The sequence below is a fragment of the Saccharophagus sp. K07 genome (assembly GCF_014336955.1).
GTDB lineage: Bacteria > Pseudomonadota > Gammaproteobacteria > Pseudomonadales > Cellvibrionaceae > UBA5868.
Genome location: NZ_QRAI01000001.1, coordinates 888544 through 913790 on the forward strand (window position 1 = coordinate 888544; position 25247 = coordinate 913790).

Here is a 25247-nt window from a genome sequence, read left to right on the forward strand (position 1 = left end):
TGCAGATTTTTATTTTTGATTTCTTCTGGAGTTGTAATACCTATGTCCATCAAATCGGATAAGTGGATCCGCCGCATGGCGGAACAGCACGGCATGATCGAGCCGTTTGAACCCGGCCAGGTTCGCTACGGCGCTGATGGCAATCGCCTGATTTCCTATGGCACATCCAGCTATGGTTACGACGTTCGCTGCGCAAACGAATTCAAGATTTTTACCAACGTTCGTTCCGTGACGGTGGATCCAAAACATTTTGATGAAAACAGTTTTGTCGACGTCGAGAGCGACGTTTGCATTATTCCCCCCAATTCCTTTGCATTGGCTCGCACAGTGGAATATTTCCGGATTCCGCGCAGCGTATTGACCGTCTGCTTGGGTAAATCCACTTACGCCCGCTGCGGCATTATTGTCAACGTAACGCCCTTGGAGCCGGAGTGGGAAGGCCACGTCACCCTCGAATTTTCCAATACCACACCTCTGCCCGCCAAAATTTACGCCAATGAAGGTGTGGCCCAGATGTTGTTTTTCGAAAGCGACGAAGTGTGTGATACCTCTTACAAAGACCGCGGCGGAAAATATCAGGGACAACGCGGCGTGACTCTGCCGAAGACCTGATGGAGACGCAACGTGAGTGACGCGGGAAAATATCAGCAGCTGATGGGGCGAGTGTATTTTGTCGCGATCATTCCCTTTTTCGGTGGCGCCATCGCACCTTGGATTCTCGGTCCGGCGGCTAACGCCGAAGTGCCGATTTTTCTTTTATGGTCATTTACGGTTCTGATTTTTTGTACGGCCGGATGGCTGGGCTTTAACGCCGCAACGCGCCCTAAACTTGCCGTATTGCACACGCTGGTTGGTTTGTTGATAACCGGGTTGGCGGTCAGTGCTTTTCTTGCCGTACAACATCAAAAACAAATTGTTGCTGCCGGTATTTTTACTTTTCTGCATTGGGCCCACTTATGGTGGGTGCGCAAAACCAATAATGTGGAAGGGGATTTTTTAAAAACCCACCAAAAATTTATTTGGACGGTATTGGCGTGTCACATGATGGTGTTGCTGAATATGGTTTACCTGGTTAAAACGGCATAACTTTAATCCTCGTTGCGGCGCGCCAGGCCCACGGTTGTGTATCTCCGCGCCGCAGAAGTCCTTACTAAAAACTTACCAAGGCAAGAAACTCCTACCTTTCGCATACCCTCCAATCATTTCTGTTTTTAAAGGATTTTCCCTAAACGGCAACTTCCGTATGTTCTTCTGACCTCCACAAACACATCAGGAGAACCAAGATGAAATTGCTAAACGAGTTCCATAAAGGTGCTGTTGCGTTTTTTCGGTCTGGAATAAAAGCGTTGTGTTGCAAGATTCTAAATGGCATTTGGATCAGCTTGCTGACGGTCGTCTGTGCGTATGCGGAACCGCGTGCAACAGAGGTGGGAAATTACGATGGCGACCCAACCAAAACGTGGGACGGAGTGGTGAAGGCGGGTGTGCAGGTGCGCACTTTCACTCAGCCCGATCTGCTCAATCCTGACCAGGCGGTGCTGCGGCGCTATTTGCAATATGTGCCGAAAGGTCTGCACCGCCATGGAAAATATCCACTCGTCATTATGCTCCCCGGTGCGAGCCTGAGCGCGGAAGTAGGGCGCGAATGGGATTGGGGTGATCGTGTCGAGCGGCTGGCGGACAGGGAAAAATTCCTGCTGGTCTACGCCAACTCCTATGCTCCGAGTGATTTGACTAACGACAACCCGAACGATCCTTTTTTTGCCAACGGCGGTTACTGGCGCGCCTGTTTCAATAAACCTGGCACTGGACCCGAATTTTTTTCCGTCGATGATGTGGACTATCTGAAAACGGTCATTCGCAAGGTTCAACAAGAAGGTCTGCCGGTAGACAAAAAACGGATTTATTTGATGGGCATGTCCAACGGCGGTGAAATGGTCCAGCGCGCTGCGCGGGAAATGCCGGAGCTGCTCGCGGGAGTGGGGGCCGTTATGCCGGTGTATTCCTTGCCGGCCAATGTGGAGTGGTTCGCCTGTGGTCAGCGCCCGCAGCTTCCATTGGATATGATGTTTATCTACAGCCCCGGAGATACATTGCTGGAGCGCATTTTTGCCGATGCCGGCTTCGCCTACTCCGAGTTGATGCAGGATTCTCTCACCGCTTGGCGTGAGGCGTTAAAAATTCCAGAACAGCGCAAAAAAATAAGCTTCCTTCCCAATCGCCATATCGAAGGCAAAGGTTATTGCCCGTCCGACGATAGTGCTCCATGGGCACAAGCCTCGGTGAATTCCAGCATCATTCGCTATGACTATCCTAGAGGCGCGTCAGGTGCGCGGTTGGCCGTTTTGGAAATTGTTTCCGCCGCTGGTCACGCTTGGCCAAATCATGCCCCACGCCTGTCGATATTGCGGTACAGCCTTACAATGGTTTTCGCAATCAAGATATAGATGCGGAAAAAGTGATCTGGGAATTTTTTAAGAAAGGACGTAAATGATATGGATTAAGCTGCTGCGTAATTCGCTGATATGGCAGTATGCAGCAGCGTTGATTTCATTTTTTATTTGGTGACTCGAATCTCAGAAAGCGAGAATTAGATTTTTCTCGCTCTATATTGCTCAGGAATCTGTTCTGCGGAATTGATAATCGGTGTGAGCTGTTTCAGCAGGCCGTCATGAATGTCGTAAATCCAGCCATGAATGGATAATTCCTGCCCCGCATCCCAGGCGTTCTGCACAATATTGGTATGGGAGACGTTGGCAACTTGTTGCGCGACATTGAGTTCGCACAGCAAATTGACTTTTTCGCGTAAGGTCAGGGAATCATTGAATTGCTCGCGATTGTTGTAATAAACATCGCGAATATTGCGCAGCCAGTTGTCCACCAGACCGTATTGACGATCTCCCAATGCCGCTTGCACACCACCGCAGCCGTAGTGGCCGCACACAATAATGTGTTTGATTTTGAGTACGGATACCGCGTAGTGCAACACGGAGAGACAGTTGAGATCAGTGTGAACAACGGCGTTGGCGACATTGCGATGGACAAACAATTCACCCGGCAGAAGGCCGACGATTTCATTGGCAGGGACCCGGCTGTCGGAGCAGCCAATCCAGAGAAATTCTGGCGATTGTTGTTTCGAGAGCTTTTCGAAGAAGGTTGGATCCTGTGATTTGATGTCTTCGGCCCAGCGGACGTTGTTTTCAAATAGAAAGCGCAAATCAGTCATAGATCCGGTTCCAGATTGGCGAGCTATAGGCAAAACGGCAAAGGACCGCAGTATAACGAAAACGGGTTGGCCATGCTAAGCTTTGTCGCTTGCAAGAGACGAGCCGAGATTATGGGCACATTTTATTGGCATGATTACGAAACCTGGGGAACGGATCCGTCAGTCGACAGGCCGGTGCAATTCGCCGGTGTACGCACGGACGAAGACCTCAATATCATCAGCGAACCTCTGCGGCTCTATTGCCGTCCCGCGCCGGATATTCTGCCCCATCCTGAAGCTTGTCTTGTCACCGGCATAGCGCCGCAAAAAGCTTTGGATGAAGGTGCTACGGAGGCGGAGTTTATTGCGCGCATTCACGCCGAGCTGGCTCAGCCTGGCACCTGCGGCGTAGGTTATAACTCCATTCGCTTCGATGACGAAGTTACGCGCTATACCCTATATCGCAATTTCTATGATCCTTACGAGCGGGAATGGGCCAATGGCAACAGCCGCTGGGACATTATTGATATGGTGCGCTTGTGTTACGCGCTGCGGCCGGAGGGGATCGAGTGGCCGGTGGTCGATGGTCGGGTCAGTTTCCGCCTGGAGCTTCTCACCGCCGCTAATGGCATTGGCCATCAACATGCGCACGATGCGTATTCCGATGTGGAAGCGACCATTCAGTTGGCGCGCTTGATCCGAAGTCGGCAGCCCGCTTTGTACGATTATGTATTGCAGTACAAAGGCAAAAATAAAGTCGCGGAATTGATCGATTTGGTTAATCGCAAACCGCTGCTGCATATTTCGTCAAAATTTTCTTCTGAAAATGGCTGTGCTGGTTTGGTTATGCCGCTCGCCATGCATCCGACGAATAAAAACGCCGTTATTGTATTTAATCTTTCTGCTGATCCAAGCGATTTGATCAATCTGGATGCAGACAGCATCGCTGAGCGGGTTTTTACTTCTCAGGATGACTTGCCGGAAGGGCAGGAGCGCATTCCGTTGAAATGTATTCATTTAAATAAATGTCCGATTTTGGCTACGCCGAAATTATTGAATGACGATGTTGCCCGCCGTTTAAAAATCGACAAGGAAAAATGTGAAAACCATTGGCGGCAATTGCTGGGTGTGGACTTGAAGCAAAAAGTGCAGCAAGTCATGAGCACAGGATTTGCGCCGCGTCGCGATCCGGAGAGGCAGTTGTACGAGGGGTTTATCTCCGATCAGGATAAGCCCGTTATGGCACAAGTGCGTGCAGCGGATGCCAGGATTCTGGCAACACAAAATTTTGTTTTTCGCGATAAGCGCCTGCAGGAAATGCTATGGCGCTATAAAGCGCGCAACTATCCGTCCAGCTTGAGCGAAATCGAAAGGCATCAGTGGCTGGAATTTTGTCGCGAGCGTTTGCAAAACGGTGATGAAGGTATTCTGTCGATCAGCCAGCTGCAGGAAAAAATTCGCCAGATCGACGAAACTCGCGAATTGAACAAAGACCAAAAAATCGTACTTCAGCAATTGTTTCGCTACAGTCGCGCGCTGACGCAGGAGTATCAGATTGGGTCTAAGTGCTGCTGGTAACAAGAAAGAATTTGAGTGATAAGAGTCAATGAAAACAATTGAATTATTAAATGCCAGCGAAGCTGAGTTGGTGCCGCAATTGCGTGACATGAAGCTCAAGGAGCTGGAGCGTCATGCGACAAAATTGTTAAAGAAATTGAATGCGGATTATGCGACGGTTTTGGCTGCAGTTACACGAGCTGTGCCGGATTTGGCAAAAACCGAAAATGCGTTCGCCCGTATTCAGCAAGTGATTCGCGAGCACTCAGGTGGCAATTCGAGTGAAAAAAACGATGTGCAGGATGAGCGGCATATAGTTGAACGCGCGGCTGTCATTATGATTGTGCTAATTAAAAAGCAATTTCTCAAAATCCACGAGCGGTCTTAAAACTGCCGTCTTTCAAATAGGGTGTGATGCCATGAGCAGTGAATCGCCAAAAGATTTTGCCTCGTCTTTGGAATGCCCGGCGGCTGTAAAGCCGGTTCTCGAGCGGGTAACGCCGCATGTCACGGATGTGGGCGGTATTGCGGTCAATCGGGTTTTGCCGAGACGTGCGCGCCGGTTGGTGGGTTCCTGGTGTTTTCTCGATCATATAGGTCCTCTGCGGAATGCCGCGATTGATCTCCATGTTGGCGAGCATCCGCATATTGGTTTGCAAACCTTTACTTGGATGATGGAGGGGGAAATTCTGCATCGCGACAGCCTCGGCAGCGATCAGGTCATTCGCCCAGGGCAAGTGAATTTAATGACAGCGGGCCGGGGTATTGCCCATACGGAAGATGCTTTGCCCGGACAAAATGCGATACACGCCGCGCAGTTGTGGATTGCCTTGCCGAAGGAACAGGCGGATACAGAGCCGCGTTTTGACCATTATGCGGACTTGCCGAAATGGCAGGCGCAGAACGCGGAATTGACCTTGCTGATTGGCGAATATGCGAATAAAACCGCGCCCACTTTGCGCTTTTCTCCCATAGTTGGAGTGGATCTGCAAATTCTTGCTGCGGGCGAAACCATCTTGGAATTGCGCGAGGATTTTGAATACGGACTTTTACCTTTGTCCGGTTCATTGAATATTGAAGGCGAAACCTTTGCTGAAAATGATTTAGCCTATCTCGGCTGCGGGCGGCGCAGTTTAACTATTTCGACAACTGGCCCCAGCCGCGCATTATTGGTCGGCGGTGCGCCGGTAACCGACGAAGTCTTAATCTGGTGGAATTTTGTCGGTCATGATCGCGCGACGATTATCCAGGCGCAGGAAGATTGGTTGGCGAAGAGCGGCCGTTTTGCGCCGGTGCCAGGGGCGACCAAACGGCTCGCGCCGCCCCCGATCCCATGGAGGTCTTGATCAGGAATTTCTGCCGTCGTAGGGAATGCGTGTCAGCTTATCCAAATCAATGCCCTCAATGCAGCGAACATTGATCGCAGCGGTGGTATTTCCTTGCGGATCTTTACCAAATCCAAACGGTGCACAGCCGCATACGGGGCAGAAGTGATGTTGAATAACATGGCGATTGAAGGTGTAAGTCGCCATATCTTCTTCAGGGGTCAAAAGTTTTACCTGATCGCGCCCGGTAAACCACAATAGATAACCTTTGCGCTGGCAATGTGAGCAATTGCACTCAATGACATCGCCGAGTTGGCCTTCCACTTCGAATGAGATTCTGCCGCAGTGGCAACTGCCTTTCTGAGTCATTGGATTTTCCTCGTTATTCAAAAGACGCAATCACCGGCATTAGTATGGCCGGTGACAAATGATTTTCTCGGATGCGGTTGAGATGTGCAATCGTCGGATTGGTGCGTCAGGATGGGATAGCTGCGGGGTCCATATAGGATAATTCCCAAACGTGACCATCCGGATCTTTAAAGCTGTGCAAATACATAAATCCGTAATCCGTTGGATCGCGATAAACAGAGCCGCCGTTGGCAACTGCTTTTTTTACCAGCTCGTCTATTTCTTCTCTGCTATTACAGCTAAGGCAAAGCAGTACTTCGGTAGCCTTGTTTGCATCGCTGACAGGATGAGGTGAAAAGGATGTGAATTTTTCTTCAGTCAGCAGCATGGTGTAAATGTCTTCGCTGATGACAATGCAGGCCGCAGTCGCATCGGTAAAGTGTTGGTTGAGAGAAAACCCCAATGCCAGAAAAAACGCGATTGAATGATCGAGATTTTTTACTGGCAGGTTGACGAAAATTTTGCGGTTCATGGTTCATTCTCCGTAATGTCAATTTTGAATGGGAATCCAGATTTCCGTTCCACCTAATCCGGTCTGCGGATTGTATTCCTCGGTATAACGTTCATATGAAGGTGCATTAGCCGCTTGCAAGCCGGATGCGGGCAGCCATTTTTGCCAAATCGCGCCTATGGTATCGGCAATAGTGGAAATATGGCCGGGGTGGATAAATACGGCGTAGTGTTGCGGTGCTAATTCGAGACGCGTGAATCCGGGTGGCAGGTCGTGTTTGCCATCGACTTCCACTGCGGTTGCATAATCGAAGGAGTCGATATTGGCGAAAGTGCAAATGCCGTAAGAATCCTTGCCAATTTGCCCCGGCACCTTGCCCAAATAAGGGGAAAAATCAATCCATTGTTGCGGAATTGTGTCGCGCTTGCTGAAGGAATAAGTGCGGCTGATTCCGGCAAATGTGCGTGCAGGTTTCTTCTCCCAGCGGTCTGGCTCGGGAACCTGCGCGCGCATTTGATCTTCCCGCTCGCGCAATTCCGGCGTCATGGCATCACCAAAATCCTCCGCAGTAAATATCGGTCGAATTTCGATTTCTGAATCTTCCGGCATAGGGTTGGGGCAGCGTTTTACCCATTCGATGGCTTCTTCCATGGATTTCACCTGCCACAACCAATAACCGGAAATGACTTCGTTGGTGGGAAATGGTCCGTGTTTAACGGAGCGATTTTTTCCGGAAAAAACAACGCGCGCACCTTTGTTGCTTGGGTGAAAGCCGTCCCCGCCCAGCATAATTCCCGCATCAATTAATTGCTGGTTGTATTCCATCATTGCGGTTATCAATTCTTCACTGGGCATCAAGCCCGCTTCGGATGACGCTGTTGCTCTAACAAATACGATAACTTTCATGCCTCTACCTTAATTGCCTAATTGTTAATTACAGGGAGATTATCGAGGTGAAAAATAGGGCGGATTTCCACAGTACCTTTGCGCGCGCCGGGAATTTTGCTAGCGATGTCGATGGCTTCATCCAGATTATCGACGTCGACTATGTAGTAGCCGCCCAGCTGCTCACGCGTTTCCGCAAAGGGACCATCGGTAATTAGCGTTTTGCCATCGCGCACCCGAACGCTGGTGGCAGTATCGACATAATGCAGCGGGGATGCACTGATGAATTTTCCCTGGGTGTGTAATTGATGCGTCAGTTGCACAGATTCTTCCATGCACTTGGCCCTTTCTTCTTCGGTCCAAAGGGACTCGGCGCTATAGATCAACATCATGTATTTCATAAGCTTTACCTTTTGTGCTAACAGGGTGTATAGGTGCTGGTTGTGCTCACTAGTCGAACATGAAGACTGAGAATCGACAAAAGCAAAAAATATTTTTGCCGCTTAAACAGCGTCTATCTCCACAAGCCGTTTTTCGAGAAATCGTTTTTCCACGTCTTGTTGCGCCAACCCTAACGCCTGCTGATAGGCAACACGTGCTTCCCGAAACTGACCGAGCCTTCTATGCAGATCGGCTTTGGCGGCGTAAGCCAGGTGATAACGCCGTAATTCGTCGCCTGCCAAAAGGTTATCTATCAAAGTCAGGCCTGCGTCTGGCCCATCCCGCATAGCAACTGCGACAGCGCGATTGAGCGCCACTATGGGTGAAGGTGTCATGCGATAGAGCACATCGTAGAGGGCGACGATTTGCGGCCAGTCAGTGGCATCGGCCGAAGGCGCTTCGGCATGGACGGCGGCTATGGCGGCCTGCACCGTGAAAGTACCGAATTGGCGGGTCAACAAAGAGCTTTCCAGCAGTTCCTGGCCTTCGCGAATCATGTCTTTGTCCCACTGGCTCCGGTCTTGTTCTTCCAAGAGAAGCAGATCCCCATCCGCAGACACCCGCGTGGCGCGGCGTGCATGGTGAAGCAACATAAGCGCCAGCAATCCGCGGACTTCCGCGTGCGGTAGAAGCTCCAGCAGCAGGCGCCCGAGTCGGATGGCTTCCACCGCCAGATCGACCCGTTCCAGGCTATCGCCGGAGGAGGCGTGGTAACCCTCATTGAAAACCAAGTAGATAACGGTGAGAACGGCGTGCAGGCGCTCGGCCAGATGTTTATGGGACGGTATTTCGTATGGAATGCCAGCATTGCGGATTTTGGCTTTGCCGCGCACTAGGCGCTGCGCCATGGTCGTCGGCGTTACCAGAAAGGCGCTGGCGATGGCCTCGGTGGTCAGTCCGCAGATCTCTCGTAACGTCAGGGCAACTTGCAGTTCGGGGGCGAGGGCAGGGTGGCAACAGGTGAAGATCAGGCGGAGTTGGTCGTCGGCAATGCTGGTATCTTCAGCGTCTTTCGTATCGGCCTCGGGTTCGTGCGGCAAATCCTCCAGAGAGTCGAGGCGAGCTTCCTTGCGCAATCGATCTATGGCTTTGAAGCGCGCGGTCGATACCAACCAGGCGCGCGGATTTCTTGGCAACCCATCCTCCGGCCATTGCTGCATGGCGATGGCGAACGCCTCTTGCAATGCATCCTCCGCCAGATCGAAGTCGCGCACCATGCGCACAACCGTGGCGAATATGCGGCGAAACTCCTGCCGATAGATGGTTTCAATCTGCTCCTGCATCAGATGCCCTCATGAGCCGGAAAGAGGGGTTTCTACCATGAGGCTGGTATCTATGCCACCCCATTTCTGTTCGAATTTGTGCAAATAGGGCAAGAGAGTAGGCGCTCAACACTTTTTGAGATAGCGTCTACATTCTATGAGGCAACAGACTTATTGCGAGGATCACTCTTTATGTCATTTCGTTTACCGCTGATTTTGTCGTCGTTATACCTTGCGTTGCAGATACCCATCAGCCACGCCGCGCCGATTGTATGGCCGGGCAATGCCAAGGCAGCAGTAAGCCTGTCGTACGATGACGCTCTCAACTCGCAGCTGGATAACGCCGTGCCAGCATTAAAAAAATACGGCATCAAAGCCAGTTTTTACCCCATTCTTTCCTCCCCCGTGCTTGCTGCCCGATTACCCGAATGGCGCAAAGTCGCCGCAGACGGTTACGAGCTTGGCAATCACACCTTGTTCCACGCCTGTGCCAAATCCAAACCGGGCCGATCATGGGTGGCAGATCACAATGATCTGGATAAGAAAAATATGGCGCAAATACAGGATGAATTATCCACCGCCAACGCATTTTTATATGCCATAGATGGCAAAACTGAACGCACACTCACGCCGCCTTGTCTGGATTGGGAAGTGAGCGATGGTAATTTCGTGGAACACTTGGCGCATATGTTTGTCGGCATCAAAGGTGCGGAGACCATTCCGTCATCCATGCTGTTGCCAGAGGGTGTCAGTGGCAAAGAGTTAATTAAATTCGTGCAAAAATCCGCAAAAAATGGCGGAGTGGTGAATATTATTTTCCACGGAATTAACGGCGATCATTTGTCCGTTAGCAACGAGGCGCACGAAGAGTTGCTGAAGTTTTTGGCAAAAAATCGGGATATGTATTGGACGGATACCTATATCAATATTATGAAATATGTCAGACAGGCAGGAAAAGTCGGGGTCGGTGAAAGTCCAAATTAATGGTTGATGCAAGATCAATCGTAATTTTTTGTCGACTCAAGGATGAGTCCGATTTATCTAAATAAGATAATTGCCTTTTAATCTTATAAATAATTTAACTTTTAGATGCGTCGGATCGAATCGAAACAAAAGCAAAAGAGGAATATGTTCTCAATTATCACGTTTTTATGAACTTGATCTCGCGGCAAATTTTGAGTGTGGAATAGACTCTGCGGAGTGTTGATGCTCTGACGGTAGAGGCGGTAAGGACGCATCGCCCTCATCACATAGGGTTTATCGGGATATTGATTTCAGATATCCGGAAGGTTTCACATTCAATATCAAGGCGGGATCAGCTATGAATAAAATCTTTGTGGTGTGCGGGTTGGCTACGTTGTCGGCGGCATTGGCAGCTTGCGGGAGTGATGGCGGTGGGGATGTGTCATCCAGTAGCAGTTCTTCCAGCAGTTCCTCTTCTTCCTCAAGCTCCAGTAGTTCATCATCCAGCAGTTCTTCGGCGAGCAGCAGTTCATCGGGTGGGGCAGACTTCACAATTCTCAGTGCATCATTTGATGCAAATGGTTCGTTGCCAGCGGAGTTCAGTTGTGAAGGAAAAGCCTTCGGTGATGGTATTTCACCGGAATTGTATTGGTCTGATGCACCAGACAATACAAAAACTTATGCCATTTCGTTTAAAGATTTGACGGCGTTGAGTGGATCCAATCCGAGCTTGGGATATCACTGGGTGATATGGAATATTCCAGAAAGTATTACCTTGTTACCAAGAAATCTTTCCGCGACTCGTAATCCGAGTGAAATGGGAGGTGCGGAGCAGAAGAGTGCCAACATCAGTAGTCCTTATAAATACTTTGGCCCTTGCCCCAGTTACAATTACTGTTCCAACGGTGGGCACCGAGATCTGCACAATTACACTTTCACTATTTATGCATTGGATCAGGCTTCTATAGAGCATGACGGCTCGGTGGAAGACCTGGATGAATACCTGGGCTCAATTGCGATAGCAAAAGCAGAGGTGAGGGTAAATTCAGATGCTGCTCCCTTGTGTGGTTCCTCGAGTTCTTCCAGCTCAAGTTCTTCCAGCTCGAGCTCGTCAAGTTCATCTAGTTCAAGCTCATCCAGTTCGAGCAGTTCTGGCGGGATAGACGGCGCTGCGTTGTATCAATCTATCTGCTCAAGTTGTCATGGCAGCTTGGCAAACTCAACAAAACGCGGTAGGACCGCACAGCAAATTCGTGCTGCAATGTTCTGGGTCGATGAGGTAGCTAACCTGAGTGACGCCGAGTTGCAGGCGATAGAGGATGCACTCAAATAAAAAGCTGAGTGTTTCATGAGGGCGGGCATTCTATGGATGCTCGCCTTTTTTATGTCCAAATATTTTCATCGTCTCCATAATTGCAATGCATGTTTTGATTTGGGAAAAACCTCTATTCCCTTTTTAATAGCAGAATTCCTAATGGCAACCGCACCGCACTATCGCCAATGGATGGACCATTAGCGCGGATATGGGGCTTCTCGCGTCTAGGTCCGACTGGTAAATGTTTGCCCTGGTTAGATGTTGATCTCGAGCCCTTTGGTTCGATAGTGCGGTATGATTTACGGCTGGGTGATCTCGAGTCAGCGGAGTCTGGTCTGTTCCATAGCTTGGGTGAATGAATTCTTGCGGGAGGACCGTGTCCAGATATTTATCGAGATCGCATATAAAATGAGGTTGCTTTACCCTTGTTGGAGAAAGATATGGCTCTTACACAATCCACAATGATGACTTTAGGCAGTCCCGCACCGGGTTTTAATCTTCCGTCGACAGATGGCGATATGGTCAGTTTGGAAAGTGTTTCGCAGAACAAGATTTTGGTGGTGATGTTTATCTGCAACCACTGCCCCTATGTCATACATATAGCGCCGACTCTGGCCTCGCTTGCAAAGGAATATCAAACAAAAGACGTCGCATTTGTTGCGATAAATAGTAACGATGCAGAAGCGTATCCTGCGGATAGTTTTGAAAATATGAAAATGGAAAAGCAAAAACGTGGTTATACTTTTCCGTATCTGTACGACGAATCGCAAGAGGTTGCCCGCGCTTATGACGCTGCTTGTACGCCGGATTTGTATGTGTTCGATAAAGAAGGAAAACTGGTCTATCGCGGACAATTTGATGATACGCGGCCAAATCGAATTTCTTCCGGTAATTATGACTCTTCGGTAAATCCTGCGACGGGGGAGGCTTTGCGAAAAGCTTTGGATACTCTGTTGAGCGGCCAAAAAATCCCTGAGAACCAATATCCCTCTATGGGATGCAATATCAAATGGAAACCCGGCAACGAACCTCGGTAACGCAGATAATGTTGCAGGCATATCGCGCTAGAATTTTTCACTTCCTTGATGACCCATCAGTGCTGGGGAAAAGTGCCTGGCAATATTTTGAAGACGGAGTTTTATTGATAGAAGATGGTCGCATTCGTGAGGTAGGGGCGGCCAAAGAGCTTATGCCGCAGTTAAACATTCCGGTCCAGCATTTTCCGGACCGTTTAATTGTGCCTGGGTTTGTGGATACCCATATTCATTATCCGCAGATGGAAATGATCGCTGCCTATGGCGACCAGCTTTTGTCGTGGCTGCAGAATCATACTTTCCCCACAGAAGCAAAATTTGCAGATGAGGAATATGCAGCGGGTGTGGCTTCGTCGTTTATGGATGAGCTTCTCCGCAATGGCACAACAACGGCATTGGTGTTCGGTACCGTCCATCCTGTGTCGGTAGATGTATTATTTCGCGAGGCACAGCGGCGCGGTGCTCGTATGATTGCGGGAAAAGTGTTGATGGATCGCCACGCACCAGCTGAATTATTGGATACGCCACAGCAGGGCTATGTCGATAGCCGAAAACTCATAGAAAAATGGCATGGTGTAGATCGCTTGCAATATGCGGTAACACCCCGTTTTGCACCTACCAGTACGGATGCGCAGTTGCAAAGGGCAGGGGATTTGCTGCAGGAATATCCGGGTGTTTATTTGCACACTCATTTGGCCGAAAACGCGGACGAGGTAGAGTGGGTTAAACAGTTATTTCCAGCTGCTCAGAATTATCTAGATGTGTACGATCAAGCGGGATTACTTGGTCGGCGCAGCGTATTTGCTCATGGTGTTCATTTGTGTGATCAGGAGTGCATGCGCTTAAAGCAAACGGATTCGGTTATCGCTCATTGCCCTACATCCAATTTATTTTTGGGGTCGGGTTTGTTCAATTTGGAAAAGGTACAACAGCACCAGGTTCGCGTTGGATTAGGTACGGATGTGGGTGCAGGCACCAGTTTTTCATTATTTCGCACAATGGGTGAAGCCTACAAAATTCAGCAGCTGCGCAATTGTAAGCTTGATCCATTTTATGCGCTTTATTTGGCGACGTTGGGCGGTGCAAAAGCGCTGGATCTTGATCGCCATATTGGCAATTTCTCACGTGGCAAAGAGGCAGACTTTATTGTTCTGGGCGCGCAAGCCACGCCTTTATTGGATTTTCGATTGCGGCACTTGTTGGATCGGCTGAAGCTTGCGGAGCAGCAGGAAGTTGCGTTGCGGGATTTGTTTTTTGTATTGCAAACATTGGCTGATGACCGCGTGGTGGAAGCAACCTATCTGATGGGTAAGTGCGCTTATAGACGAGGAGGAGTTTAATTGTGAGGCTTTGCTGCGGTTGCTCCGGCAGTGCTCAATGTTATGATGCAAAACTATTCAATCTTCGAGACTGGTCATGACTGTTGTGCGACCCACCGGATTTGCCGGTTTGCAGTTTGATAACACATACGCACGCTTACCCCCTGCATTTTTTTCCCGCGTCAATCCCACCCCTGTGGTGAACCCCGCGCTGATCAAAGTCAATCACGCATTGGCGACAGAGTTGGGTTTGGATGCGGTTCAGCTGGAGAGCGAACAAGGGATTCAGATATTTGCGGGCAATGCTATACCGGATGGGGCCGAGCCCATTGCGCAGGCGTATTCCGGGCATCAGTTTGGTTATTTGAATCCGCGTCTTGGTGATGGTCGGGCCATATTATTGGGTGAGGTGGTGGACCGCAGCGGCAATCGTCGTGATATTCAGCTTAAAGGTCCCGGGCGCACTCCCTATTCTCGCAGTGGCGACGGAAGGGCAGCACTCGGTCCGGTGATGCGTGAATATTTGGTCAGCGAAGCCATGCATCATTTGGGTATTAAAACCACGCGTGTGCTCGCTGCGGTGACAACGGGAGAGCCGGTTTATCGGGAAACTGCGTTGCCTGGGGCTGTTTTAACTCGTGTGGCTGCGAGTCATATCCGGATTGGTACTTTTGAGTATTTTTATGTCCGCAAAGATTATGACGGCTTAAAGCAGCTCGCAGATTATGTAATTCAACGTCATTACCCGGCGATTTCTTCGGCGGAAAATCCCTATCTGGCGCTTTTGGAAGTAGTCATGCATGCCCAGGCAAGTTTGGTGGCGAGTTGGCTGCAGGTGGGATTTATTCACGGCGTGATGAACACCGATAATATGACGGTCAGTGGTGAAACCATTGATTACGGCCCCTGTGCATTTATGGACATTTATGATCCGTCCACGGTCTTCAGCTCTATTGATCGCGAAGGACGTTATGCATACGGCAATCAAGGGGCAATAACGCTTTGGAACCTTACGCGTTTTGCCGAATGTTTATTGCCTCTTATAGATTCCGATATCGACCGCGCAGTTGAAAAAGCCCAAACCGCTTTGGGCGATTTTTCCGAGCTATTCAATGATTTCTGGCTGGCGGGGATGCGCAAAAAAATCGGTATTTTAGGCGCTTCTCCAGGAGATGAAGCCCTCGTCGCCGAATTTTTGCAAATTATGCGCGATGGTCGGGCGGATTTTACCTTGGCTTTTCGTTACTTGGCGGATTGCGTTGCGCCCGTTTCTTCGACTTCTCGATTTCATCAATTATTTACCTCGTGCGAATCTCTGCTGGAATCCTGGCTCACGAAATGGCGTGAGCGTTTGGCAAAGGAGAATGTGGGTGCGGAAGAAATTACGGCAAGAATGTTAAAGGTGAATCCTCTCTATATCCCGCGCAATCAAAATGTTGAGGAAGTACTGCGTGCGGCGGTGGAGGACGGGGATTACACACTATTTGAAGAATTTCTTTCAGTGTTGCAGCACCCATATACAGAACAACAAGGCAAGGAAAAATACTCTCGTAGACCAGTGCAAAGTGGCATTCCTTATAAAACGTTTTGTGGCACCTAGCGATTGGCAAGGTAAAGTGGAAGATCAGCCTTCCGGCGGTAGTGCGGATTTTTGGATGTATTGATAGATATTCCTTAAGGTCAGCTGACGACATTTGCAATTAGCGTGTTAGTAAATGTATTGCGTGGCCTGGTGCGAGAGATTATCTTATGCGCCCCTGTGCTATTGGATTGGCCAATTGAGGCTTCTTATGAGTCCTGATAAACACCTTGACCTTGGATGTGGTACGTCTCCAAGAAATCCTTACAACTGTTCCCAATTGTTTGGTGTTGATATTCGCGAAGTTCCTCCTATGGAGAAATTTCAATCGCGAGTGAGTAATTTGTCTTTGGAACCAATTCCATATGACGACAACATGTTTGGCTCTGTATCCGGTTTCGATTTCATCGAGCATATACCGCGTGTGCTTGCAGTTGATAATGGAGAAAAAACAATATTTCCATTTATCCAACTGATGAATGAAATATGGCGTGTATTGGCTCCTGGCGGTCGCTTTTATGCGGTGACACCTGCTTTCCCTCAACCCGAAGCCTTTGTTGACCCGACTCATGTCAACATCATAACGGACAAGACCCATAGCTACTTCTGTGGTGAAGAGTGTTACGGTCGTGCTTATGGATTTATAGGAAATTTCAAGCCTTTAGTGGTCGCGTGGACAAAACCGGAATGGACTTTTAAGCGCCAGGATTTTGAGTTGGAGTTGGAGGCGAGAAAAATCCGCGAGCAGAGAAAAAATCGATGGCATAAGAAAGTTGCGCACCAATTTCGTGATGCGGGTCGTTCTTTGAGGGGTAAACCCTTAATGGAATCTGATGACCGACTGACGCATTTGCTGTGGGAGCTGGAAGCGGTGAAATAAAAAAAGGCCGCATAAAGCGGCCTAGAGGTTTAAGCAAACTATCAAGCAACCTCTAAAGCGTCAGAGGTTTTCTGCTGATACACAGCTGTGAGGTAATCGCCTTCCTTCAGCAGGTATTCGAATGCAGCCAAAGATGCTTTGGCGCCTTCACCCATGGAAATCACAATCTGTTTGTAAGGCACGGTTGTAACGTCCCCGGCAGCGTAAATTCCTTTGATGGAAGTTTCGCAACGCTCGTTGATAATAATCTCGCCGAAACGTGTGCGTTCTACCAATCCGCCGAGAAAATCGCTATTGGGCACCAAACCAATCTGAACGAATACCCCGTCCAATTTCAGCGTGTGTTCTGTTTTGGTTGCCCGGTCCATATATTTAAGACCGTTAACCTTACCGTTTTCTGCCTGAACAGCTTGGGTGGCGACATTTTTCAGAATGGTGATATTGCTTTTGCCATAAGCTTTATCAACCAGAACCTTATCGGCCTTCAATTCCGGGTTGAATTCCAGCACTGTGACGGATTTGGTAATGCCGGATAAATCCAGCGCCGCCTCTATACCGGAGTTGCCGCCGCCGACAACTGCCACATCTTTGCCTTTAAAAAATGGGCCATCGCAGTGTGGGCAGTAGGCGACACCGTTACCGATGTTTTCTTTTTCACCCGGAACACCGAGTTCACGCCATTTGGCACCAGTAGCGATGATGATGGTTTTGGTCGGTATACGTTCGCCGGAAGACAAAACCACAGTTTTAATCTCATCATTTTCTACATTAGTAACCCGCAAGTGCTCCTTGATGGTAATGTCGTACTCGGCCATATGAGCTTGCAATGCACCAGCCAGTTGCGGACCGGTGGTTTTGGTTACCGAAATCAGGTTTTCGATATCCATCGTATCTTTGACCTGGCCGCCGATGCGATCAGCGATCAAAGTCACTTTTAATCCTTTGCGTGCGCTGTAAATCGCCGCGCTCACACCAGCTGGGCCTCCGCCAATTACTGTTACGTCTTGCAGCGGCATTACCGCAGTGGATTTGCGTTGAGTAATTTCTGGATAGCGGTCGATAAGTTTCTGTACCAATTCCGCAGCGGTTACTTTCCCGCTGGCGAACAATTCACCGTTGAGGTAAACGGTTGGCACGCCTTGAATATCGCGCACTTGAATAACGTCCTGGAACAGACCACCATCGATCATTTCAGACTGAATATTGGCATTCAATAAAGCAAATTGATTCAGTGCTTGTACTACATCAGGACAGTTGTGACAGCTTAAGCTGACAAATACTTCAAATTGCAAAGGTTCTGCAATTGCAGCTACCAGGCTCTTGATGTTGTCATCCAGTTTTATGGCGCTGCCACCGGCTTGCAAAACGGCCAGCACCAATGAGTTAAATTCGTGACCACCGGGAATTCCGGAAAAACGAATGCCCGTGTCTTCACCTTCCGCTTCAATTGCGAAGCTAATAGGGCTGCGTAATTGACCTTGGGTATTGCGTTCTACAAAAGCGATTTTGTCGCTGACACCCGCGATATCGGTGAGGAATTTCACCAGCTCCGGGCGCTTCGGATGCTCACCGCTTTGCAGTACAAAAGTCACCGGCTTTTGCAAATTTGCGGTGTAACTTTTCAGTGCATTCAAAATATCGGCATTCAGCATGTCTTAGTCCTGGTGTTAGTAGTGGTAATAGGGTGTAGCGAAAAATTTCGAATTGCTCGGTAATAGAGCCGGCAACTTGAGTTGCCGGCTTGATCGCACATTAGATTTTGCCGACCAGGTCCAGAGAAGGAGCAAGAGTTGCTTCGCCTTCTTTCCAAGCTGCAGGACAAACTTGGCCGGGGTTGGCTGCCACATACTGAGCTGCTTTTACTTTTCTCAGCAGGTCTTGTGCGTCGCGACCAATACCTTCTGCAGTGATTTCTACCGCTTGGATAACGCCTTCTGGGTCAACTACGAAGGTTCCGCGATCTGCGAGACCTTGGTCTTCACGCATTACGTCGAAATTGCGAGTAATGGTTCCAGTCGGGTCGCCAATCATGGTGTAGCGAATTTTGGCGATAGTGTCGGATGCGTCATGCCATGCTTTGTGGGTGAAATGGGTATCCGTTGAGACGGAGTAAATTTCTACACCACGTTTTTGGAATTCTTCGTAATGGTCAGCCAGGTCGCCCAACTCGGTCGGACATACGAAGGTAAAGTCAGCAGGGTAGAAGAAAAATACCGCCCACTTGCCCAGTACATCTTTTTCGGTAACTTGCACGAATTCGCCGTTGCGGAAGGCCGAAGCGGTAAAGGGTTTGATTTTGGTGTTTAAAATGGCCATCGATTGTCTCCTCGAAGGTTGGTGGTTGCTTGATCAGTGAATTCACTATAAAAGCTGGCCAACGATAAATAAAATTGATTTATTTGAACTTTACGATCAGTTATTTAGAATTATGGTTTAATGACAGAAAAAGGCGGCTGCCTATGATCTCCACCAAACAATTGGTTTACGCCCTGGCGGTAGAGCGCACCCTGCATTTCAAGAAGGCGGCGGAACAGTGCAACATCACCCAGTCCGCCCTGAGCACGGCGCTGGCCGAATTGGAAAAACAGCTTGGTTTTCAAATATTTGAGCGAGATAACAAGAAGGTTTTGGTCACCCCTATAGGGGCGGAGGTATTACGCCGGGCCAGGGACATTACGCTGCGCTTGGAAGAGCTTGAGCGCTTGGCTGATACCCTCAAAACGCCGCTCAGCTACCCCATCAGCATCGGCATGATTCCGACGATTGCCCCCTATCTGCTGCCCAAGGTCTTGCCGGAAATTCGCGACCAATACCCTCATTGCCAGCCGGTAGTGGTGGAAGAGCAAACTCATGTGCTGCTGGAAATGGTCCGCAATGGCGAAATCGACACTGCCATCATTGCGCTTCCTTACGATTGTGAGGGATTGTTAACCTTCGAGTTCTGGGCGGAAGATTTTTATTGGATAGCGTTAAAAGGGGAGAAATTTACCAATCGCACGGAAATCACCAGTAAGGAACTCGCGCGCAGTAATCTGATGTTGCTGAAGGACGGGCACTGCTTAAAAGAGCATATTCTTGATGTCTGTAAACTGCCTGAGCCGGAAGGCAATCAGGGATTTGGCACAGTGAGCTTAAATACATTAATTCAAATGGTGCTCAACAATATGGGCACAACGTTAATTCCCGAAATGGCCATAGACCAACTCACCTCCAATTACCCGCAACTCTCCACCATCCACCTAAACGAACCCGGCCCCCACCGCAAAATTGCTTTTGTTATTCGGCCTAATTACACGCGTATGAATAGCATTGAAGCTTTATTAAAAGTTTGTCGGGAAACTTTGGAAAAACTTCGAGATAGAGAAAATGCAGACGCCTAGTTGGCGTCTGCGATAATGGAGACTATATCGTCGATGGTCCAGATGGTGTTGTCGTCGAAGTGGATTTCCTGCAAAGGATTGTATCGATGCAAAGGGCTATCGGAATAAAACACCTATTCGACCAAGATGGTCTCTTTGGATTGTTTAAATGAAACCACCAAATTGTCGTTGACGCCTGCGGGAGAAAAGAGAGTCGCGCATGGGTTAAAGATCCTGTTTAAACCACTGTCCGTCAGGACACGGAGAGTCGCTATTTGCGCATGTTTTCACCGCTTGCATCTGGGCCTTAGCGCAATTCCTCCAGTAGAATTTGCCGCCAACCTTTTCGTGTAGGTTTGATGGGCGCTAGGGCTACATCGGTCGACTTGAGCGAGGCATCGCTGGATTGCGTGATTGCGCGCGAGTCTGCGATGACCGGGGACGAGGTAACGCCGTCGATTACCGTCCCAATGGGGCTCACTTCTGTATAAGTTATTTCACCCACGTTGACCGTATCGCTGCCCATAAACAGGGTGTTGAGGCGGTATTGAGGTAGGCCAGTGAACATATCGAGAATATATTGCGGCGAGTTACCTTTAATCTCACACTTGTCCAAAGCAGATCTATAAGTATTGAAAACCAAAGTTCCCTCGAAAAACGCGGAACGGCTGAAATTGGCTTCTCCTGCAGTGGCGAATTTTCGGTACCAACCACGTTTTGTCGCTATATCAGCTAAATACTTGTCCAATGTTTGATTGCTTGAAGAATTTTGCACCAGTAAACCGCCACTATTATTTACATACAATCGGTCATTACTGATGTTACGTAGATCAGTCAATGCAACACCGGAATTGGTAAGCCAGGGTTTATCTGCGTCCACATCGGTGTCATTGACTTTAATTCCAAAATAAAAATTATCATGATTCAGCTCTACATCGCGTGCGACAAAAAATCGCCCTGTGCCAGCGAATATCCAAAATGTACCTAAACCATCCCGCACAGCGAGGGGGGCTGAGCTGAAGGCCAGGTTGGCATCTGTTGAACTTAACACGGGTGATACTGTATCGGAGGTTAAAATATCGGAACCGTTCGCCGCTATAACCGCCTGTTTTAACGCGCCTTTATAAGCAGGTGTTGATATTGCGCTGCCGCGATTGTTATCTCCGACCAAACCGAAATAAAGCATGTCATCAATATAATCATTATTCCAATCTTTTGCGGTGATGCCACCGACAAATGAGGCCTTATCAGCTGAGTCAACTGTAATGGATGACAATTGTACGTTTCCTTCCACGGCCTTTTTTAAATCGAGATAAAACAGTTTTGCCGGTGCGTTGCTGATGGCTTCACTGACGGCTTTGGGTCCACGGGGCCCGGAACCAAATACCATAAACCAGTCGTTTGTAGTGTGTTTGATAATTTCCGGATCAGCCAAGGTAAAGCCAAGGTCAGGTGCGGATATTTCTGCAATCAACTCCGGTGGCGATTCCGGATCAGTAACGTCAAATAAAATATAGGCCGACCGCAATATGGTTTTGTCATTGGTGGATGGATCTCCGTCGCGATCAATTTCGTATTCACCGCCGCCGTAGCGCATACCTACCGCCAAAATTGTTCCCCATCCGTTGGGATATCTATCCGGATTATTTTTTGCGGCAAAAATTTTTGCATCGAAAATGCGGACATTCGCGTCGACATAATATACGTGTTCGTAATTTTTCTGCGTCAGCCATTTTAGATGGGGCAATAGGTTATAAGGGGCGTAGGCCCACATTTCCGCGCCCAAAGCGGGAGCGGAGGCATTATCACCAGTTGGCGTTGTGGTGAATTTGGCTTTCAGACTATCGAAAAAGCCTGCATTAAATGCGTGAAGCAAACCGTCGTTTGCTCCTACATATACCATATTGCGGCGTTTGGCGTATTTGGACCGGAAAGCCGCGTAGCTGGCGTCCTCATAAATGGTGTCATAACCGGCTGAGGGAGGACCTACAATCGCCGGAGTGGAATTCACTATATCGCCCAAACGCCATACTTTGGCGGAACTATTACTGTCAAACTTGACCGTTCGATTGCGATAACCACTGATTTCTTTGCCGCGAATGTAATTGATGACATTTGCAGCATCAGTATTGTTGGCCACGTCCAGATAAGGGCGTAAAGCGGCGGCAGTGGTATTGTTCGCGACAAATTGCAGGGTTTCGGTTGCGGTGATAATGCCGTCGTATTGATTTTCAGCATTGGGTTTATCTATTCCTGTGATGATAAGGCGCTTCTGATTGGCTGATTCGTTTGCGCCGCGTTGCAAGCCAATATTGGCATCGGTGATGTTGGCTAGTTGATCGCGTGCGTCCCAGAGTGTTTTTAGACGATCCAGATTCAATCCAAGCTCAACAGCATTTGCATCCGATGTATCCTTGCCACGCAATTCCTCACTATAAGGATAACGGTTAAAACCAATGATTTTGCGGGTTTCACTGACACCTTCGGAATTGTTGTTGCGGAAATCCATTGTGATAAATTCGATAACCTTGTCGCTGTTATCGAGGGTTTTATTGCTGTTGCTATCCTCACGGACATTGCCATAACGATCGAGAAATAACGCACTGAGCGTTCCCACCCAGGAGACGGAACTGGAGCCGTCCGGACTGACGTAAACGGGTTGATAAAGTGTTTGTAGAAAAATACCTTCGCCAGTGAAAGTATTGATTGATACAGGTGCCGCAGTCCCTGCGGCGCTATTTTTTCCAATAGTCGTTAAGATTTTGCCCATGCGCTCACGCAAGGTGCTGGGATTGGTCACCACTGCGTAATTCAGTGGATTTTTGCCGTCATCGGACCAAATATCTTTAGTTGGGTCAAATTGGGGATCTTCGTGTTCTGGAGAATTGGTATAGGAGCCCCACTTGGTTGCGTAAAATAGCGGTGGTTGCAAGCTTTCGGCGTCTGAAGAGCCAATGGTGTAGGTAGATGTGTTGTTTGCCACGAGAGGATTTACCTGTGTAACCAGTTTGAGCCCGTCTTGCGTGGTTCCCGAAATAATGTAGCCGAAATGGACGTTAACACCGGTGCTCACTTTAAAAATGGTGGTGGTTACCGTAAGGCTGTTGCCAGATCGGGAAAATTCGATAATGCCGTTGATATCCTGGTCATAGTCCGATCCTTGCTCCGTATCTTCCCAGGTAATGAAATATTTGGTCGGCATTTGGCCTGGCGTTGTGTAAATAGGCTGGAATCCAACCAAGGCGCAGTTGCCAATTTTCTCACTGGGTAGTTGCGGGTCTTGAGAATTATTACGACATGCGGGAACGATTTTGACATTGGTGTCCGGTACGGAGATCACAGGCTGGTTGCCAGCGAGAGTCAATCCCAGCGTATTAATATTTAACGTTTTGCCAGTGGTTGCCGTCACATCCGGGCGCACGTTATTGGCTTTAACGTAATAGGCAAGTCCAGCCGCTAAATAGCCACCTTCCAACCGCGGTGTCTCAGGACAGGTGCCGCGTACCGTAGATAGATTTGTAACTGTTTTGGGCGTGCACAGGCCATCACTTGACGTGGTCGACCCTTGCACGCTGCCAACGAAATATTTTTTGTTGCTATTGAGTTCGCCGTTTCCCACCAAATCTGTCCAGTATGCAATTGTTTGGTCGCTATTGCCGATACCGAGCTGTGCGAAAGTCAGATGACCAATATCACCATCGTAAGAAACACTGCTGGAATTTACGCCCAGCACATTCATATTGATGCAAGCTTTGTCTGTGATCAAATTGATGGGATCTTGCCAATTGGCCACAGTGGCAGATGGTAATGCGGTTCTTTCTGCTTGTATGGCGTTGTTATCCAGACGGGGCGCATTATTATTACCCGCGAGATAGCGGTAGGATTCGGCCAGAATTTCACTGAATGGATTGCCCCAACTGCGACATTTGCCTTCGTCAAATCGGCTCCTGAACCACGGACAGGTAAAATTGTAGGAACCGAAATTGTCGTGATTTGGCCCGCTTTTTTGGAAGTAGTAATCGAAAATTTTCAACGAGTCGATACTAGCGATAATGGAGCCTGTTGATGGTCGCAAAAAAACACCGTTATCAGGATTGACTTCATCACTCATGGGGCCAATATTTTTACGCAATACGCCGCCAGTTTTGTTTTTATTGGAAGCGCCGGTCATTAAACCGAACATCACAGGATTTTCTCTGTGAATACCGTGGGTCTGCAATAAACCTGTTGGTTTATATGAGGCGCCATAACGGCGGCAGTAGTGGATATTATCTTCGGTATTATCGGTGCAAACAGCGACCCTCACGATGTAATCCTCAATCCAATGGGTTCCCCAGCGGTCTTTGCCATCTGGTACATCGCTATAAGCATGAATTCCTGTGATATTAGGATCGTTACCGTTGTTGCCAAAAACACCGAATGCATATTCGTTAAATTCCTTTTGATTGGCAGCATTCAGGCCGAGTAGACATTGATATCGTTCACCGTTTGCCCATAAGGAATAATTACCGCTTACCACGCGCATAACCGGTCTGGTATTGGTTTGGTTTTGCGAGGGGATTTCATGAGCGTGGCCGAGGCTGGTATTACAAAACGTCAGGCCGTTCCTGCGCTTATCTTGATCGTTTGTCGTAAAACGCCAAGAGCTGATGCCCGTGAGTTTGGTGATGTCGTTGCCGTTGTAATATTTCGCGAAGCTGTGCGCGTCATTGGGCAAATAGGCACGTTCCAGAACGGTTCTGTTTGCCGTGTCGGTCGAGCGCATCCCGCCGTATAAAACGCTGCGGACGATATCGATACGGGTCATGGTTGCCCAGTTGAGAAAATTACCGCTCCATTCCGCACTGTTGAGACAATATTGTCTGTTCGCAAGACCAGCCGCAGTAAGCCCTGGAACCGATCCCGCGGTAGGGGCTATTGCGTCGGAGGTGGGATTGAAGCGCCCGTCATTCGCGCTGTATGTATAGCATTTATGCTCATTGAAATATCCCTTGTAGATGACATTGTGGTTGTAAGTAACATCCGGTAACCCATCGCCATCCAGATCGTCATAATCGTTGTAGGCTTTTAGAAAAATCTGGTGGTCGCCTGACAGAGTCAGCATCACCATCGGGTGGGATTTTGCTGGTTCAGACAAAGGTGGATTAATTCGGTAGTCGGCGTTTGTCGGTGTTTGAGCGCGGATTGTGGATGCTGCGCAAATCAAAAGTAGCAAGGCCGCAATCCCGGTAATAAAATTGTTATGAAGATATTGGCTAGCCATG

At 48.8% G+C, this 25247-nt stretch carries 22 protein-coding genes; 13 read left to right on the forward strand and 9 right to left on the reverse strand.

Annotated elements, in window-relative coordinates; all coding sequences use genetic code 11:
* Positions 1–42 precede the first annotated feature (42 nt).
* From dcd to DWB84_RS03760, 3 genes are all read left to right on the forward strand, one after another.
* Positions 43–612: a dCTP deaminase gene (dcd, locus tag DWB84_RS03750; protein ID WP_187408398.1), complete on the forward strand. Its 570-nt coding sequence runs from the start codon at positions 43–45 to the stop codon at positions 610–612.
* Positions 613–624: 12 nt separating this feature from the next.
* The gene (locus DWB84_RS03755) at positions 625–1086 is read left to right on the forward strand and encodes a hypothetical protein (protein WP_187408399.1); all 462 of its coding nucleotides are present in this window, start codon (positions 625–627) and stop codon (positions 1084–1086) included.
* 197 nt (positions 1087–1283) lie between these two features.
* Positions 1284–2447, forward strand: a complete 1164-nt coding sequence (locus DWB84_RS03760) for a PHB depolymerase family esterase (RefSeq protein WP_187408400.1) — start codon at positions 1284–1286, stop codon at positions 2445–2447.
* 143 nt (positions 2448–2590) lie between these two features.
* Here DWB84_RS03760 and can read toward each other — a convergent pair whose 3' ends face one another.
* A complete protein-coding gene (gene can, locus DWB84_RS03765; protein WP_187408401.1) occupies positions 2591–3226 on the reverse strand; it encodes a carbonate dehydratase in 636 nt (211 codons plus the stop codon).
* A 111-nt stretch (positions 3227–3337) separates the two neighbouring features.
* Here can and sbcB point away from each other — a divergent pair, with 111 nt between their 5' ends.
* Genes sbcB through DWB84_RS03780 form a run of 3 tightly spaced genes read left to right on the forward strand, consistent with a single transcriptional unit; the run spans position 3338 to position 6108 of the window.
* Positions 3338–4783, forward strand: coding sequence for an exodeoxyribonuclease I (sbcB, locus tag DWB84_RS03770; protein ID WP_187408402.1), 1446 nt, complete (start codon positions 3338–3340; stop codon positions 4781–4783).
* Positions 4784–4811: 28 nt separating this feature from the next.
* Positions 4812–5150, forward strand: coding sequence for a hypothetical protein (locus DWB84_RS03775; RefSeq protein ID WP_187408403.1), 339 nt, complete (start codon positions 4812–4814; stop codon positions 5148–5150).
* A 31-nt stretch (positions 5151–5181) separates the two neighbouring features.
* Entirely contained in the window at positions 5182–6108 is a 927-nt protein-coding gene (locus tag DWB84_RS03780) for a pirin family protein (protein ID WP_187408404.1), read from the forward strand.
* On the opposite strand, the gene DWB84_RS03785 is transcribed toward DWB84_RS03780, so the two are convergent.
* The 5 genes from DWB84_RS03785 to DWB84_RS03805 all read right to left on the reverse strand — a co-directional run bounded on the left by DWB84_RS03785 (position 6109) and on the right by DWB84_RS03805 (position 9555).
* Positions 6109–6456, reverse strand: coding sequence for a GFA family protein (locus tag DWB84_RS03785; RefSeq protein ID WP_187408405.1), 348 nt, complete (start codon positions 6454–6456; stop codon positions 6109–6111).
* Between the two features lie 106 nt (positions 6457–6562).
* A complete protein-coding gene (locus DWB84_RS03790) occupies positions 6563–6967 on the reverse strand; it encodes a VOC family protein (RefSeq protein ID WP_187408406.1) in 405 nt (134 codons plus the stop codon).
* A gap of 18 nt (positions 6968–6985) precedes the next feature.
* Positions 6986–7852: a GyrI-like domain-containing protein gene (locus tag DWB84_RS03795; protein WP_187408407.1), complete on the reverse strand. Its 867-nt coding sequence runs from the start codon at positions 7850–7852 to the stop codon at positions 6986–6988.
* A gap of 17 nt (positions 7853–7869) precedes the next feature.
* On the reverse strand, positions 7870–8232 hold the full coding sequence (locus DWB84_RS03800) for a YciI family protein (RefSeq protein ID WP_187408408.1): 363 nt from the start codon (positions 8230–8232) through the stop codon (positions 7870–7872).
* A 102-nt stretch (positions 8233–8334) separates the two neighbouring features.
* The gene (locus tag DWB84_RS03805; protein ID WP_187408409.1) at positions 8335–9555 is read right to left on the reverse strand and encodes an RNA polymerase sigma factor; all 1221 of its coding nucleotides are present in this window, start codon (positions 9553–9555) and stop codon (positions 8335–8337) included.
* Between the two features lie 171 nt (positions 9556–9726).
* On the opposite strand from DWB84_RS03805, the gene DWB84_RS03810 reads away from it, so the two are divergent.
* The 6 genes from DWB84_RS03810 (at position 9727) to DWB84_RS03835 (ending at position 16624) form a co-directional block, all read left to right on the forward strand.
* Complete coding sequence (locus DWB84_RS03810) at positions 9727–10518, forward strand: polysaccharide deacetylase family protein (RefSeq protein WP_187408410.1); 792 nt, start codon at positions 9727–9729, stop codon at positions 10516–10518.
* Positions 10519–10855: 337 nt separating this feature from the next.
* Entirely contained in the window at positions 10856–11830 is a 975-nt protein-coding gene (locus DWB84_RS03815; protein WP_187408411.1) for a YbhB/YbcL family Raf kinase inhibitor-like protein, read from the forward strand.
* A 407-nt stretch (positions 11831–12237) separates the two neighbouring features.
* On the forward strand, positions 12238–12849 hold the full coding sequence (locus DWB84_RS03820) for a thioredoxin family protein (protein ID WP_255428807.1): 612 nt from the start codon (positions 12238–12240) through the stop codon (positions 12847–12849).
* A gap of 8 nt (positions 12850–12857) precedes the next feature.
* A complete protein-coding gene (gene guaD, locus DWB84_RS03825; protein WP_187408412.1) occupies positions 12858–14186 on the forward strand; it encodes a guanine deaminase in 1329 nt (442 codons plus the stop codon).
* A gap of 76 nt (positions 14187–14262) precedes the next feature.
* A complete protein-coding gene (locus tag DWB84_RS03830; RefSeq protein WP_187408413.1) occupies positions 14263–15765 on the forward strand; it encodes a YdiU family protein in 1503 nt (500 codons plus the stop codon).
* A 190-nt stretch (positions 15766–15955) separates the two neighbouring features.
* Positions 15956–16624, forward strand: a complete 669-nt coding sequence (locus DWB84_RS03835) for a class I SAM-dependent methyltransferase (RefSeq protein ID WP_187408414.1) — start codon at positions 15956–15958, stop codon at positions 16622–16624.
* A 41-nt stretch (positions 16625–16665) separates the two neighbouring features.
* Here the strand turns inward: DWB84_RS03835 and ahpF are convergent, their stop codons facing one another.
* A complete protein-coding gene (gene ahpF, locus DWB84_RS03840) occupies positions 16666–18276 on the reverse strand; it encodes an alkyl hydroperoxide reductase subunit F (RefSeq protein WP_187408415.1) in 1611 nt (536 codons plus the stop codon).
* A 100-nt stretch (positions 18277–18376) separates the two neighbouring features.
* Positions 18377–18940 (reverse strand): alkyl hydroperoxide reductase subunit C, encoded by a 564-nt coding sequence (gene ahpC, locus DWB84_RS03845; RefSeq protein WP_187408416.1) that lies wholly within the window; start codon positions 18938–18940, stop codon positions 18377–18379.
* A 143-nt stretch (positions 18941–19083) separates the two neighbouring features.
* On the opposite strand from ahpC, the gene DWB84_RS03850 reads away from it, so the two are divergent.
* Positions 19084–20004, forward strand: coding sequence for a hydrogen peroxide-inducible genes activator (locus DWB84_RS03850; RefSeq protein WP_187408417.1), 921 nt, complete (start codon positions 19084–19086; stop codon positions 20002–20004).
* Positions 20005–20290: 286 nt separating this feature from the next.
* Here DWB84_RS03850 and DWB84_RS03855 read toward each other — a convergent pair whose 3' ends face one another.
* Positions 20291–25246 (reverse strand): pilus assembly protein, encoded by a 4956-nt coding sequence (locus DWB84_RS03855; protein ID WP_187408418.1) that lies wholly within the window; start codon positions 25244–25246, stop codon positions 20291–20293.
* Between the last annotated feature and the right edge of the window lies 1 nt (position 25247).

What these genes read in the sequence shown, in the direction of transcription:
- DWB84_RS03780 (WP_187408404.1), top strand. Translation starts at nt 5,182, where the DNA reads ATGAGCAGTGAATCGCCAAAAGATTTTGCCTCGTCTTTGGAATGCCCG.
- DWB84_RS03850 (WP_187408417.1), top strand. Translation starts at nt 19,084, where the DNA reads ATGATCTCCACCAAACAATTGGTTTACGCCCTGGCGGTAGAGCGCACC.
- ahpF (WP_187408415.1), bottom strand. Translation starts at nt 18,276, where the DNA reads ATGCTGAATGCCGATATTTTGAATGCACTGAAAAGTTACACCGCAAAT.
- dcd (WP_187408398.1), top strand. Translation starts at nt 43, where the DNA reads ATGTCCATCAAATCGGATAAGTGGATCCGCCGCATGGCGGAACAGCAC.
- DWB84_RS03835 (WP_187408414.1), top strand. Translation starts at nt 15,956, where the DNA reads ATGAGTCCTGATAAACACCTTGACCTTGGATGTGGTACGTCTCCAAGA.
- DWB84_RS03830 (WP_187408413.1), top strand. Translation starts at nt 14,263, where the DNA reads ATGACTGTTGTGCGACCCACCGGATTTGCCGGTTTGCAGTTTGATAAC.
- guaD (WP_187408412.1), top strand. Translation starts at nt 12,858, where the DNA reads ATGTTGCAGGCATATCGCGCTAGAATTTTTCACTTCCTTGATGACCCA.
- DWB84_RS03855 (WP_187408418.1), bottom strand. Translation starts at nt 25,246, where the DNA reads ATGGCTAGCCAATATCTTCATAACAATTTTATTACCGGGATTGCGGCC.
- DWB84_RS03805 (WP_187408409.1), bottom strand. Translation starts at nt 9,555, where the DNA reads ATGCAGGAGCAGATTGAAACCATCTATCGGCAGGAGTTTCGCCGCATA.
- DWB84_RS03775 (WP_187408403.1), top strand. Translation starts at nt 4,812, where the DNA reads ATGAAAACAATTGAATTATTAAATGCCAGCGAAGCTGAGTTGGTGCCG.
- can (WP_187408401.1), bottom strand. Translation starts at nt 3,226, where the DNA reads ATGACTGATTTGCGCTTTCTATTTGAAAACAACGTCCGCTGGGCCGAA.
- DWB84_RS03800 (WP_187408408.1), bottom strand. Translation starts at nt 8,232, where the DNA reads ATGAAATACATGATGTTGATCTATAGCGCCGAGTCCCTTTGGACCGAA.
- DWB84_RS03810 (WP_187408410.1), top strand. Translation starts at nt 9,727, where the DNA reads ATGTCATTTCGTTTACCGCTGATTTTGTCGTCGTTATACCTTGCGTTG.
- ahpC (WP_187408416.1), bottom strand. Translation starts at nt 18,940, where the DNA reads ATGGCCATTTTAAACACCAAAATCAAACCCTTTACCGCTTCGGCCTTC.
- sbcB (WP_187408402.1), top strand. Translation starts at nt 3,338, where the DNA reads ATGGGCACATTTTATTGGCATGATTACGAAACCTGGGGAACGGATCCG.
- DWB84_RS03785 (WP_187408405.1), bottom strand. Translation starts at nt 6,456, where the DNA reads ATGACTCAGAAAGGCAGTTGCCACTGCGGCAGAATCTCATTCGAAGTG.
- DWB84_RS03815 (WP_187408411.1), top strand. Translation starts at nt 10,856, where the DNA reads ATGAATAAAATCTTTGTGGTGTGCGGGTTGGCTACGTTGTCGGCGGCA.
- DWB84_RS03760 (WP_187408400.1), top strand. Translation starts at nt 1,284, where the DNA reads ATGAAATTGCTAAACGAGTTCCATAAAGGTGCTGTTGCGTTTTTTCGG.
- DWB84_RS03790 (WP_187408406.1), bottom strand. Translation starts at nt 6,967, where the DNA reads ATGAACCGCAAAATTTTCGTCAACCTGCCAGTAAAAAATCTCGATCAT.
- DWB84_RS03795 (WP_187408407.1), bottom strand. Translation starts at nt 7,852, where the DNA reads ATGAAAGTTATCGTATTTGTTAGAGCAACAGCGTCATCCGAAGCGGGC.